Source organism: Lysinibacillus sp. TE18511, from assembly GCF_054062295.1.
In genome coordinates, this window is sequence record NZ_JBSSFD010000002.1 from 1 (window position 1) to 12,804 (window position 12,804).

Sequence of the window (12,804 nt, forward strand, 5' to 3'; positions counted from 1 at the left end):
TCAAAGGAGCAAGCTCCTTCTCTGTTCGCTCGACTTGCATGTATTAGGCACGCCGCCAGCGTTCGTCCTGAGCCAGGATCAAACTCTCCATAAAAAGAAATTTGATTAGCTCAAATTGTTTTGCTGGCATCATGTTTGATGTCCAAAATTTTGTTTCGTTCACTAACTCAAGGTTAGCTACTAAAAACTTTATTGATTACGTTTTGCTTGTTCAGTTTTCAAGGTTCATGTTGTTATCTCTTATCGACAACTTCTTATATCTTACGACATAAAGATTTGATTGTCAACAAGTTTTTAAAAAGTTTTTTTGGAGCGGGTGATGAGAATCGAACTCACGACATCAGCTTGGAAGGCTGAGGTTTTACCATTAAACTACACCCGCAAGAAATAATATTTATTTAAATGGCGCGCCCGACAGGAGTCGAACCCATAACCTTCTGATCCGTAGTCAGACGCTCTATCCAATTGAGCTACGGGCGCATGTATTGATAAATCGACTTGGTGCGGCCGAGAGGACTTGAACCTCCACGGGGTTGCCCCCACTAGGCCCTCAACCTAGCGCGTCTGCCATTCCGCCACGACCGCATTCAATTAGCGACTTTTTTTCATTATATTATAATAATCGTAAAAGTCAACCTTTCTTCTTAAAAGAGATGAGCCATGAAGGACTCGAACCTTCGACCCTCTGATTAAAAGTCAGATGCTCTACCAACTGAGCTAATGGCTCAAACTAAGAAATGAATGGCTGGGGTACTAGGATTCGAACCTAGGCATGACGGAATCAAAATCCGTTGCCTTACCGCTTGGCTATACCCCAATAAGTGGCGGTCCCGACCGGGATCGAACCGGCGATCTCCTGCGTGACAGGCAGGCATGTTAACCGCTACACCACGGGACCAATGTTTCTATATTTTTATAAATAAAACTATAAAATGACCCCTACGGGATTCGAACCCGTGTTACCGCCGTGAAAGGGCGGTGTCTTAACCACTTGACCAAGGGGCCATGGCTCCGAAGGCAGGACTCGAACCTGCGACAACCTGATTAACAGTCAGGTGCTACTACCAACTGAGCTACTTCGGAATAATCCATATGTTTTGTCGTCGTTATCTTGTCGACTTTTACTATTATAGGGATATATCAAGTAAACGTCAACCCTTTTTATTAAGTTTTTTTATTCCACTAGTTTTAAGCGACCTAAACACTTACTACAGCAGTATTTCTCTACATTCATTCTAATTTTCCTTACATATATTTGTTGGCATTTTACACATGTATATGTAAGGAGACGACGTTGCTTTTTCCGAGAAGTTTTTGGTGTTTGCAATGCTGAGCAAAATCGAGGTGCCCCTACTTTTTTTAATAGCTCTCGAAAATCTTTGTCTCGATGCTGATATCCCTTACCTTCTAAATGTAAATGATAATGACATAATTCGTGGCGAACTATACCCTCCACTTCGTTAATACCATATAGTTCATACGCTTTTGGATTAATTTCTATATTGTGTGATTGTAAAAGATAACGTCCACCCGTTGAACGTAATCTTGGATTAAAATATGCTTGATGCATAAATGGCTTCTGGAAACTTTCTAATGATATTCTACTGATAAGACTTTGTAGTTCCTCATTGTTCATAGCTAGTTCACCTCTAACAACAAGAATACCACACTGCGTAGTATAGACAGTGTGGTATTAATTTATTACACTTCGATCGTTTGAATTTTAGGAGGAAGCATCGTTAAAGCGATACGCCCTTTATTGACATCTATTTGTTCTACCCAAACCGTTACAATATCTCCTAGTGCAACAACTTCTAATGGATGTTTAATACGTCTTTTTTGCAATTTAGAAATATGCACAAGCCCGTCCTGCTTCACTCCAATATCTACAAATGCTCCGAAATCAACTACGTTTCTCACTGTACCTTGCAATTCCATCCCAACTTGTAAATCTTCCATTTTTAATACATCCGTTTTCAGTAGTGGTTGAGGGAATGCATCACGTGGATCGCGACTAGGTTTCATTAATGTATCTACAATATCTTGAATTGTGACTGCTCCAATACCTAAAATCTCGCTTAAATTTTGTACACCTAGGGATGCAATAGATTCCTCCGCCTTCTGCGTCCCAATCTCTTTTTTATCAATTTGCGCTACCTCTAAAATCCGCTCTGCTACACTATAGCTTTCAGGGTGAATACCCGTCGCGTCGAATGCATTTTTTGCTTCTGGAACACGTAAAAAACCAATTGCTTGTTCATACGTTTTGGCACCAAGTCGTGGAATTTTCTTTAGTTGAGCACGTGTCGTAAATTGTCCATTTTCTTCTCGTACCTTCACAATATTCTCCGCAACCGTTTTCGATAATCCGGAAACGTATTGTAGTAGTGAAGCTGAAGCTGTATTAACATCAACGCCAACTTGGTTAACCGCTGTTTCTACTATAAATGTTAAGGACTCCGTCAATTTCTTTTGAGAGACATCATGTTGATACTGACCTACTCCAACTGCTTTTGGCTCAATTTTCACTAACTCCGACAACGGATCTTGCAGGCGACGTGCAATAGAAACTGCACTACGTTGCTCTACTTGTAAATCCGGAAATTCTGTACGTGCAATTTCAGAGGCTGAATAAACAGATGCTCCCGCTTCATTGACAATAACATAGGCTACATCAGTTTCAAGCTCATTCAATACATCTGCAATAAATTGTTCTGTTTCGCGTGAGGCAGTACCATTACCGATAGCAATTATAGTAATTGGATATTTTGTCAAAATTCCTTTCACAATTGCTTTTGATTTTGCTACATTCGGTTTTGGAGGATGTGGATAAACGGCTGTAACCTCTAACATTTTCCCTGTTTCATCTACAACAGCTAATTTACAGCCTGTACGGTAGGCTGGATCAACACCCAATACATACTTCCCTTTCATCGGAGGCTGTAATAAAAGATTGCGTAAATTCTCAGAGAAAATATGGATAGCCTGCGCTTCTGCCTTCTCTGTAAGTTCATTTCGTAACTCTCTTTCAATAGAAGGCTGAATTAGACGCTTATACGAATCCTCAATTGCTAGCTTCACTTCAGCAATTGCTGGAGAGGAACCTGTAGCAGGAATCCATTCCTTCCACATAATCATCAATACTCGATCTACTGGTACATGAATTGCCACCTTTAATATTTCTTCTTTCTCACCACGATTAACAGCTAATATACGGTGTGGAACGATGCGATTTACAGGCTCTTCGTATTCGTAATACATTTCGAAAACGTTTTTTTCGTCTGCCTCTGCTTTTTTCACACTTGTTACGAGTACTCCATCTTTCCAGGAATACGAACGAATTTTTTCACGGATTGCTGCGTCATCAGCAAAACGCTCTGCTAAAATATCTCGTGCCCCAGCTAATGCATCCTCTACATTAGCAACTTTCTCTTCATCTACGAAAGCCATCGCTAATTGTTCTAATGCATCACTACGATACTCTAATAGAAGATCTGCAAGTGGTTCTAACCCTTTTTCTTTCGCTATTGTCGCCTTTGTTCGGCGTTTTTGTTTATAAGGTCTATATAAATCCTCTACACGCTGTAAAACAGTTGCTACTCGAATAGCTTGTTCTAATTCAGGAGTTAGTTTATTTTGTTCCTGGATTAATCGTATAACCTCTTCTTTACGTTGCTCAAGCTGCTGTATGTAGTGATAGCGATCCTCTACAGCTTTAATCTGTACCTCATCAAGGGACCCAGTAGCTTCTTTTCGATAACGTGCAATGAATGGCACGGTATTTCCTTCTTCTAATAATTTTATAACAGCCTCGACTTGACCTGGCTTGATAGCTACATCTTTTGCAATGAGCTGTAACATTTGCTTTTGTTCCACATCATCACTACCTTTTTTATTTTCATTTTACCATTACACTTTACTAAAAATGCAAAAAAATAGTCTACTCTGAAAGTAGAGCAAACTATTTTAACAGGTGTGTTGAATAACCATCTTTATCCTCCCTAATTAATTAGAAGGCTCTGGGTTCCGCTACGGACTACTCGCTTTCCTGCAGGAAGCTCTGCTCTACGACGAAAGCGAAGCGACAGAGCACTCGGGTAGCCCGTAGCTACAATCAGTTAAAAATGGAAATATATTAGCGAAATCACAACAAAAAAATCCATTTATCGCTCAATAAAAAACTATTATTTCTATTCTAATAAGTAAGAAGCGTTTATTACTTTAGGATATTTAACTTAATAGCACTCAACGCCTCATCAAAAATTTAGAGCGAAACGCCATCACTTGCTAGGATAGCCTCCTGTAATTTCTTTATTGCCTTCCTTTGTATTCTAGATACATGCATTTGAGAAATTCCTAATCGTTCTCCAACTTCTGTTTGAGTAAGTTGCTCTAAATATGTAAGCTGAATTATTTGTTTTTCTCTCTCACTTAAAACACTTATTGCATCAGAAATCACCATTCTTTTGTTAGTCATTTCATAGCCGTCATCTTCTTCACCCATAATATCAAATAACGTTACTGGGCTTCCGTCAGAATCTGATTCTATTGAATGATCCATAGAAAGAGCATGGTAACTACGGCTCATCTCCATAGCTTCTAATACTTCTTCCTCCTGCACCTCTAATTGATCCGCGATTTCCTTAATAGATGGAGAACGCTGCAACTCAATTGTCAACGTTTCCACTGTTGTTTTAATTCGCGGTCCTAATTCTTTTATTCGTCTTGGTACGTGAACATCCCATGTTTTATCGCGTAAAAAGCGCTTGATTTCTCCCACAATCGTTGGCACAGCAAATGCCTCAAAACTTCGACCAACATTAAGGTCAAAACGTTTTATTGCACCTAGCAACCCCAGCATACCTACTTGAGCAATATCATCACTATAAAATTTACTATTCGAATATTTGCGTGCAATCGACTCAACTAAATATTGATAATGAATCACTAAATTTGTTTGCGCTTCATCATCTTCTGTTGACTGGTACAATGCAATCCATTTCAATACATCTTCCCTGGATGAAGATTTATGTAACGATTCTTTCGACATTTTTTTCCACCTGCTCTCTAGCGACATACTTTGTCATGAAAACAGTTACGCCACCATCGTTATTTATCATCACCTCATCCATCAAAGTTTCCATTAAATACAGTCCTAAACCACCTTCACGTAGTCCCGCAATACTCTCTTCAGGGTGATACGGACCAATTTTCGACTTTATCTCCTCAAAATTAAAACTATTGCCATAATCTGCAATCATCATTTCTATTTTATTTTCATACAAAGCGCAACCAATAACGATTTCGCCTTCTTCATCATCCTTATAGGCATGATGTACAACGTTCGTTACTGCTTCACTTGCTGCAATTTTTAAGTCCTCGATATCATCATAATTAAATCCAATACGACTAGCTAAACCAGAAACTGTTAATCGAATCACGCTGACAAATTGCGGTTTTGCAGGAACCCTTATCTCAATATAATCAAATTCCTTCATTTTCGTAGTTCCACCTTTTTATCAGTCTCAATATCCATTAAGTCGCTTAAACCAGTAATTTCAAATAATCTTTGTAGTCTATTCGATAAACCAACAAGTTTAACTTTACCCTTTTCACGTAATGCTCTTTTATAAAAGGCGACAAATATCCCCAGACCTGTACTATCCATATAATTCACTTTTGATAAATTCAGCTCTATTTCTAATCCTTCCGTAATCTTCACTGCTTCTAATTCCTCTCTTAGCCTTGAAGCAGTAAAAGTATCTATTTCACCCTCAACAAATCCGTATAATTTATTATCCAGTTCTTTAAAATGTATCGCCATATCCATTACAACACACCTCCACCATATTTGTGAGACTATTCTTCTTTTCCCTTAATTACAAAAAAATAAACTTAAACATCTAATTTTTTATAATGACTACCGTAAAATCATCTGATAGTTTAAAATCCTGTATTTTTTCAATTTGCTTATAAAGCAGATTACATAGTTGCTGCGCTGATACATGCTTATTCTCCACTATCAATGATGTAATGATCTCACGTGAATTTAAATCATCCCTCGATCTGAACTCAGTAACACCATCTGTCATCATTATTACGATGTCTTTATCTTCTAAAAAAATTTCATTATACGAATATTTTGATTCAGACAACACACCTAATAATAGCCCTTTCGCTTCTAGAGAGAAAAATTCACCCTGTTTAGCGCTATAATGCAGCGCTGGCTCATGACCTGCAGAAGCATATGAAAAAATACTGTTTTGTATATCCAAGCAACCGTAAAACATGGAGACAAACATACTGTCATCTACACCTTTTTCAATTACTCGATTGATGACTTCTAATACATACGAAGGATCTTTATAAGCGTATTCTAACGTTTCAAGACCATACTTCACCATAGACATGCACAATGCAGCTGGAACACCTTTACCAACTACGTCAGTCACAGCTACACTTAAATAATCCTCTCGATCATGCAAAAAATGCACATAGTCTCCATTCATCTTACGGAACGGAATCGATATCATTCCTATATCAATACTCGATAGTTGTGGTACGACTGTTTTAAGTAATGTTTTTTGAATGTCTGTAGCAATTTTCATTTCCATTTCATACTCTGCTTGTATTTGTAGCAGGCTTTGATGCTCTCTATGCGCCATTCCGTAATGCACCATTACTTCGATAAGAAAATCATATGCGGGCTGATCTTCCCCCACTCTATCCGGAAAGATCTTTCCAACTGCATTTTTATGAATATTTACAACATCCTCAGGCGAAATATTCTTTTGAATTAATTGACGAGTGAAATTTTGAGCAATATACAAATTCTTTTCGGTTTGATCGGACATGTAATCCGACAAAATCTTCTCATATTGAGATTCTAATTGTTTCAATATTTTCACATCCTAACGCAACCGTTTTTCAGCCCTTATCGTCGTACCTTCTCCGACAACCGATTGTATAACCATACTGTCCATCAATCTATTAACGCCCGGTAAGCCTGCACCGAGCCCTCCTGAAGTGGAGTAGCCATCCCCCATCACTTTCCGAACATCTTTTATTCCTGGACCTTGATCAGTTGCAATAACAACTATTTTCTTCTCAACGTCCGTCTCAACTTTTTCAACTTCAATGACACCTACCCTTGCATATAAATATATATTTCGAGCTAACTCACTAATAGCTGTGGTGATTCGAGCCTGATCAACAATGCCAAATCCAAGTGCCTTTGCTTCGTCACGCCCCAGTTGTCTTGCTGCAACTATATCCCACTCAGTAATAATTTCAACCGAAGACTTAAATGTCACTGTTGCTCCCCCAATTCCTTTCGGAGTTTTACTCTTACACTTTCATTCGACCTGCTTGATTATTTTTTATTTCAGGCTCTTTACCAAAAAATGTACTTGAATAACACATTCCACTCTACGCTTTATGAGGGCGTACCTCCCTCGCTCCATGTGTTTTTATATCAGCTTACTTTTTAATCAAGAACAGGTTTTAGTATTAATCCATAAAATTCTATGTATTTTTCCTTAAACCTCTCGGAAAATTTTTCAAAAATCTATTCTAGATATAAATCTTTACTTCATCTTTAATCTATTAATACCATTTTTGAAAAGTAAATTCAATTTATGGTAAAGAACTATTTAAGCAACAAAAAAAGCATCGAGATGAAAAATCATCCCGATACCTCTATACACATATGTATATCAAAATTTAACAAGTCCTAAACTAATCATCAATGCACCATCAACTTTCTCCATCACAGCATGATCAAGTTGCGTAATACGATCAGTCAATCTTGACTTATCAATCGTTCGCACTTGCTCAAGCAGAATAACCGAATCACGTTCAAAACCATACTTTTCAGCATTGATTTCAACGTGCGTCGGTAACTTTGCTTTTTGAATCTGTGCAGTAATAGCTGCGATGATGACAGTCGGACTAAATCGATTGCCAATATCATTTTGAATAATTAGCACCGGTCTAGTGCCCCCTTGCTCGGACCCAACTACCGGCGATAAATCTGCAAAAAAAACGTCACCACGTTTTACATTCAAAGTGTCATCCCCCGCTAACGAGACGCTCCACTGTATGTTGTGCTTCATATTCTGCATGCAAGCATTCACTTGCAATCTTCAGATTAATATGAGACATTTCAACATATCCTTTCATCATAGCTTCCCGTATTTGATTTGGTTGCTCCTGCATTAAAACTACGCGCGACAAAGTACGCGCCAAAGATTCACTTTCAATTACTTCCTTTGTTTGTAGAAATAGTCTGTCTTGAACAGCAATTGTAGCTTCTCTTAACCTTTTCTCGTACACAGCAAGCACCTCCAACGGAACCATCCACTTTTTCATTACTACCCATTCTACCATTGAAAGATATTGTTGAAAAGACACGAAATGACACAATATCTTACAATTTAAAGTCCAAGTTGTAATAATATGTTGGTTGTCGAAGGTATATGCCGATACATTCACCTTGCAATAGATCACCAATTGTGAATTGCTCAGCTTTTTAGTATTAACATTTTCTCCAGTAGTAGTTCATTTACCAAGTTTTTTAAATAGCATTTGTATAGTATTCATTTGTCCAAAGTAAACGTTGACTTTACTTAAGACCACCTATACAAAATTCTTTTCCTCTACGGAGAAGAAACTTCTTCTCAGCTGAGGCTAAAGTCAAATGTATAATCTAGGAACTCTTGCTGTAATAATGCATGGTACTTCATAATTAATGGTTTCAAGCTTCCTTGCCCATTCATTCATTGAAATAACATCCTGCCCTTGACGACCAATGAGTGTTACTTTCTCACCTATAGCATATGCTTTTGGCAAGGCAACCATACATTGGTCCATACAAATTCGTCCAACAATCGGCATTCTTTGTCCATCAATTAATACTTCTTGTCCACCTAGTTTACGAATTACTCCATCAGCATAACCTACTGGTATTGTTCCTATCCACATATCAGAAGGGGCTACAAATGCAGCTCCGTAGCCAACTGATTCACCTGCTTGTAAATGTTTCACATGTACTAGCTCACTCTCGAGTGAAAACGCCGGCTGTAACGGAAATGGTAAAACACCTTCCACATAAGGAGATGGTGATAATCCATACATTGAAATACCATATCTAACAGCGTCAAATTGTAAATGCGCATTTTTCACTAAGGATGTAGCCGTGTTTGATGCATGAACAAGTCTAGGCTTTTCAGGCAATACAGTTACACATTTCTCAAAAAAATGTGCCTGGCTATCGAAGTATGATGTATCCTCTTCATCTGCTGTCGCAAAGTGTGTAAATATCCCATCAACTTCAGCATTCACCGTATTTTGTATTGTTCGATAAAGATCCAATAATTCATGCTCGGAACGAACACCAATTCTACCCATTCCGCTATCTACTTTTATATGTAGTCGTAAAGGATTTTCTTCATTAGCTATGAGCGGAGCAGCTTGTTGTACCCATTCATTTGCAAATGCCGTAAGAATTATGCGCTGCTTTGCAGCATATGGTACAAACGAAACAGGTGAGGCACCCAATATAAGTATGTCTGGTTCTTCAAAATGTGCTCGAATATGTAATGCTTCGTCAGGTGTTGCAACAGCAAGCATTGTTGCGCCGGCCTCAAGTGCCGCTTTTGCAACTGCTACATCTCCATGACCGTATGCATTTGCCTTTACTACAGCAATAATTTGAACATTAGGTTGAAGTAGCTTTTTTAAATTTTTTACGTTTTGTTGGATTGCGTGTAAGTCTACAATTGCTTTGGTTGGTCTAAAATACTGCTGTATCTTCATTAGAATACCCTCTTTATTTTTTATTAAAACATTATGTATTGCTTTAATTTCTTTTTATCTATTGTACCCAAGTTATTCTATATTAGACTTTTTTTCTACATAACCTCTATCGTATAATATATGGCTTAACACTTTCTAAACAGTTACTATTCATCAAAACTACACTATTTACTTAGCAAGCTACAGCTTCCTGCAGAAAGCTGTAGCTTGAAGCATTACTTCATACTACTCATCGTCATAGAAGCTGCAACTTCCACCATTTCTTCACGAGTCAATTTACTCGACGCTACAAAGAATGCGACGCCATCTTTTTCCCAGCTAATAGATGTATCTGTAATAGCCCCAATCGTAAAGCCTAAATCAACTGGATCGCCAGGAGTTGATACCGGTAACATAGCATTTCCTTTCATAGCTGGTTGTTGCATTACCGTGAATGCCTTTTCACCTTCGAATGTTAAGATGACACGTTCCATTCCACCATCTTGAATAACTTGCTCATCCACCATTTTCGCCCAATTCACAACAGGGTAATGTGTTTGGAACTCTTTATATTCGACTTCAGCACCTACTGCTTCTTTTCCTTCTTTTTCATCTTTGCCTTCGTTGTTGTCTGTGCTCTCTTTGTTCTCTTTGCTGTCTTTGCTATCTTTTGCTGGTGGTGCAGCTTGTTCACCTTTTGTTTCATCTGTTTCCGTAAATTGCTCAACCGCATACTCTTTAGCTGCGTGTTGGACACCTAATTTTATATTTTTAAATGTGATACGAATTTGCTCTTCTTTTACATCATTCATAATTACTACTGAAGTTGGTAGCATTGTTTTCTTATCAACCGTTATAACTTGATGAGGCATACTATTTTTATAGCTATTTCTAGTAGCCGCTTCAAATATATATGCTTTGTCTTCCTCTTTCATGACTAAATTTTTATCTTCAGCTAAATCTTCTGCTAGTGCCCCTATTAAATAAGCCTGACTATTTTTCTTTGGCCAATCACTTTGGAATTTATACATTTTGTTTAAAGTAGGTGTGACTACAAAAACTCCATCTGCGTTTCGCACAATCATTTGTGAAACATCTTTCCCACTTTCTACTACTTCTACTCGATAGAAATCAGGTTTCGTATGCCAAACTGTTACATCATATTTTCTCGGCTCCCCACCAGATTTAATCTCCATCGTAGCGTTCAACTCATAACCATTTGTCTCTGCCCATTTTCCATTTACTTTCTTCAACACTTTTTCCTGTGAGGTTGCACCACATGCCGATAAAAGTATTATCGTACAAAGTAAGACGAGCCATTTAACTATACGGTTGCCCACGCTTTCACCCTTTCTTCTTTCAAATCCACTACGACAATATATGAACCGTATTTGTCAGTTATGTCTTTTGAAGAAAAGGCAATATATTTATCAGAAATTTATTTACTTTTCAATTGCTCATCATCATAACGTGTGGTTGATTTCCGTTCAGACTGGGCGTTTTCCTGTAGGCGGCCAAATGCCACCCACAACTTTTGGTGTTTTGGTGATGAGCCTTTTTTATGTTTTATATGGCGAAAGCTGTGTTTATCATTATTTATTGTAATAATATTACTTGTGCCGCTGCGTATTCCTTAGTATGGGTAATACTAACAAAACCATTTACTAGTTCTCCTTTAAAATATAAAACTGGGTTACCAGCTTCCCCTCTTAAAATTTCAATATCATGAAGCTTACATTCTTCACCGATACCTGTTCCTAATGCTTTTGAAAATGCTTCTTTTGCAGCAAATCGTCCAGCTAAAAATTCTATTCTACGAGTTTCTGAATGTGTATCAAACAAAACTTTTTCCTTTTCAGATAAAATGCGGTCTTTAAATTTATTTGTTCTCATCATTGCTTTAACAATACGGTCGATCTCTACAATGTCGAGACCAATTCCTTTAATCATATGAACTTCTCCTTTTCCTATTTCCCGAAAGCCATGTATAATAATTGTAAATCGAGGTGGAGCCATGTTTAGCAGAACAGAAAACTTTAAACAATATACAAAGTATTATCCCATTGTTTCGACGTTAATAGCGATTAATTTTATTATTTATGTATTAACTCTTTTACCTGGTGTAGGAAAACTCATAGAGATTTACGGAGTCCAAGTGAACGCCTTTATACAACAAGGTGAATGGTGGCGTGTTATTTCCGCAATGTTTTTACATGTTGACTTTTCGCATGTTTTCTTTAATATGTTTTCACTGTTTTTATTCGGACCGGAGCTTGAAAAAATCGCTGGTAAGGCTCGCTTTATTACGATTTATTTATTATCTGGTATTGTAGGAAACATAGCAACCTATCTATTTAGTGATAGTAGTTATGCAAGTCTCGGCGCAAGCGGTGCTATATTCGGAATATTCGGTGCTTTCGGGGCGCTTGTCTTCTATACACGCCGCACAATGCCAATGCTTCGTAAACTTATTTTACCAATTATTATTATCAGTGTTATTATGACTTTTTTACAGCAAAATGATGTCTATGCTCACTTAGGTGGTTTAGTAGCAGGATTCCTTCTCGGACTCATATACTTACATCCAAATAGAATTTTAAGCTGGCGCAAACAAAAGATGGCAGGTAAATAACAATCTTGAAGAGGAGTTTTCTTACGGTGATAAGCTATCACTGGAGAATACTCCTCTTCTGCTTTATGCTAGAGCGTCATCCTCATCTTCTTCAATTTCATATTTTCCTTCGCTTTCTTTATTATTGTTCCACTCAGTTTACGAATCACTTTGAGTCCTCTACCATGACCTACAAAGAGTAGCCATTCTCGCAATGTCTCCCTCGAACAATCAGTCAATGCAAATAATCTATCTACATCACTTAAATCCAGCAATTCTAAATGCGCTTTTTTGGATGAGCCATATTCAAATAAAATTCCGCATATTCTGTTTATTTCACTACTCTATTATATACAGTATTTACCTAAATTTACAGATAAAAAAAGCTAATCCTCACT

At 37.7% G+C, this 12,804-nt stretch carries 13 protein-coding genes, 8 tRNA genes and 1 rRNA gene; 1 reads left to right on the plus strand and 21 read right to left on the minus strand.

Features of this window, described 5'->3' with window-relative positions; genetic code table 11:
• The 21 genes from ACVWXS_RS01335 to acpS all read right to left on the minus strand — a co-directional run.
• Window positions 1-94, minus strand: a 16S ribosomal RNA gene (locus tag ACVWXS_RS01335); the annotation flags it as partial.
• Window positions 95-308: 214 nt separating this feature from the next.
• A tRNA-Gly gene (locus ACVWXS_RS01340) sits at window positions 309-382 on the minus strand.
• 21 nt (window positions 383-403) lie between these two features.
• Window positions 404-480 (minus strand) — tRNA-Arg (locus ACVWXS_RS01345).
• 19 nt (window positions 481-499) lie between these two features.
• Window positions 500-585, minus strand: a tRNA-Leu gene (locus ACVWXS_RS01350).
• 69 nt (window positions 586-654) lie between these two features.
• Window positions 655-727: transfer RNA gene (locus ACVWXS_RS01355), tRNA-Lys, on the minus strand.
• A gap of 15 nt (window positions 728-742) precedes the next feature.
• Window positions 743-817 (minus strand) — tRNA-Gln (locus tag ACVWXS_RS01360).
• A gap of 5 nt (window positions 818-822) precedes the next feature.
• Window positions 823-898 (minus strand) — tRNA-Asp (locus tag ACVWXS_RS01365).
• A 35-nt stretch (window positions 899-933) separates the two neighbouring features.
• Window positions 934-1,005, minus strand: a tRNA-Glu gene (locus ACVWXS_RS01370).
• A gap of 1 nt (window position 1,006) precedes the next feature.
• Window positions 1,007-1,083: transfer RNA gene (locus tag ACVWXS_RS01375), tRNA-Asn, on the minus strand.
• A 91-nt stretch (window positions 1,084-1,174) separates the two neighbouring features.
• Window positions 1,175-1,636 (minus strand): SprT family protein, encoded by a 462-nt coding sequence (locus ACVWXS_RS01380; protein ID WP_368637624.1) that lies wholly within the window; start codon window positions 1,634-1,636, stop codon window positions 1,175-1,177.
• 65 nt (window positions 1,637-1,701) lie between these two features.
• The gene (locus ACVWXS_RS01385) at window positions 1,702-3,876 is read right to left on the minus strand and encodes a Tex family protein (protein ID WP_456955512.1); all 2,175 of its coding nucleotides are present in this window, start codon (window positions 3,874-3,876) and stop codon (window positions 1,702-1,704) included.
• A gap of 388 nt (window positions 3,877-4,264) precedes the next feature.
• On the minus strand, window positions 4,265-5,050 hold the full coding sequence (gene sigB, locus ACVWXS_RS01390) for an RNA polymerase sigma factor SigB (protein ID WP_368637622.1): 786 nt from the start codon (window positions 5,048-5,050) through the stop codon (window positions 4,265-4,267).
• On the minus strand, window positions 5,028-5,498 hold the full coding sequence (gene rsbW, locus ACVWXS_RS01395; protein ID WP_368637621.1) for an anti-sigma B factor RsbW: 471 nt from the start codon (window positions 5,496-5,498) through the stop codon (window positions 5,028-5,030). The genes sigB and rsbW overlap by 23 nt, the downstream gene beginning before the upstream one ends.
• Complete coding sequence (locus ACVWXS_RS01400; protein WP_368637620.1) at window positions 5,495-5,830, minus strand: STAS domain-containing protein; 336 nt, start codon at window positions 5,828-5,830, stop codon at window positions 5,495-5,497. The genes rsbW and ACVWXS_RS01400 overlap by 4 nt, the downstream gene beginning before the upstream one ends.
• 73 nt (window positions 5,831-5,903) lie before the next feature.
• Window positions 5,904-6,899 carry a PP2C family protein-serine/threonine phosphatase gene (locus ACVWXS_RS01405; RefSeq protein WP_402987500.1) on the minus strand — a complete coding sequence of 332 codons (996 nt, stop codon included), beginning with the start codon at window positions 6,897-6,899 and terminating at the stop codon, window positions 5,904-5,906.
• Window positions 6,900-6,911: 12 nt separating this feature from the next.
• The gene (locus ACVWXS_RS01410) at window positions 6,912-7,313 is read right to left on the minus strand and encodes an anti-sigma regulatory factor (protein ID WP_368637618.1); all 402 of its coding nucleotides are present in this window, start codon (window positions 7,311-7,313) and stop codon (window positions 6,912-6,914) included.
• Window positions 7,314-7,715: 402 nt separating this feature from the next.
• Window positions 7,716-8,066 (minus strand): type II toxin-antitoxin system PemK/MazF family toxin, encoded by a 351-nt coding sequence (locus tag ACVWXS_RS01415; protein ID WP_008177055.1) that lies wholly within the window; start codon window positions 8,064-8,066, stop codon window positions 7,716-7,718.
• 4 nt (window positions 8,067-8,070) lie between these two features.
• Complete coding sequence (locus ACVWXS_RS01420) at window positions 8,071-8,358, minus strand: hypothetical protein (RefSeq protein ID WP_368637629.1); 288 nt, start codon at window positions 8,356-8,358, stop codon at window positions 8,071-8,073.
• A gap of 336 nt (window positions 8,359-8,694) precedes the next feature.
• Window positions 8,695-9,816 (minus strand): alanine racemase, encoded by a 1,122-nt coding sequence (gene alr, locus ACVWXS_RS01425; protein WP_368637617.1) that lies wholly within the window; start codon window positions 9,814-9,816, stop codon window positions 8,695-8,697.
• Window positions 9,817-10,031: 215 nt separating this feature from the next.
• A complete protein-coding gene (locus ACVWXS_RS01430) occupies window positions 10,032-11,135 on the minus strand; it encodes a LolA family protein (protein WP_368637616.1) in 1,104 nt (367 codons plus the stop codon).
• 256 nt (window positions 11,136-11,391) lie between these two features.
• On the minus strand, window positions 11,392-11,745 hold the full coding sequence (gene acpS, locus ACVWXS_RS01435) for a holo-ACP synthase (protein WP_068986755.1): 354 nt from the start codon (window positions 11,743-11,745) through the stop codon (window positions 11,392-11,394).
• Between the two features lie 64 nt (window positions 11,746-11,809).
• On the opposite strand from acpS, the gene ACVWXS_RS01440 reads away from it, so the two are divergent.
• Entirely contained in the window at window positions 11,810-12,427 is a 618-nt protein-coding gene (locus ACVWXS_RS01440; protein WP_456955518.1) for a rhomboid family intramembrane serine protease, read from the plus strand.
• Window positions 12,428-12,804: the final 377 nt, after the last annotated feature.

Excerpts from the sequence above, each read along its gene's own strand:
- ACVWXS_RS01380 (WP_368637624.1), bottom strand. The coding sequence starts at position 1,636 with ATGAACAATGAGGAACTACAAAGTCTTATCAGTAGAATATCATTAGAA.
- sigB (WP_368637622.1), bottom strand. The coding sequence starts at position 5,050 with ATGTCGAAAGAATCGTTACATAAATCTTCATCCAGGGAAGATGTATTG.
- rsbW (WP_368637621.1), bottom strand. The coding sequence starts at position 5,498 with ATGAAGGAATTTGATTATATTGAGATAAGGGTTCCTGCAAAACCGCAA.
- ACVWXS_RS01400 (WP_368637620.1), bottom strand. The coding sequence starts at position 5,830 with ATGGATATGGCGATACATTTTAAAGAACTGGATAATAAATTATACGGA.
- ACVWXS_RS01420 (WP_368637629.1), bottom strand. The coding sequence starts at position 8,358 with ATGGTTCCGTTGGAGGTGCTTGCTGTGTACGAGAAAAGGTTAAGAGAA.
- alr (WP_368637617.1), bottom strand. The coding sequence starts at position 9,816 with ATGAAGATACAGCAGTATTTTAGACCAACCAAAGCAATTGTAGACTTA.
- acpS (WP_068986755.1), bottom strand. The coding sequence starts at position 11,745 with ATGATTAAAGGAATTGGTCTCGACATTGTAGAGATCGACCGTATTGTT.
- ACVWXS_RS01440 (WP_456955518.1), top strand. The coding sequence starts at position 11,810 with ATGTTTAGCAGAACAGAAAACTTTAAACAATATACAAAGTATTATCCC.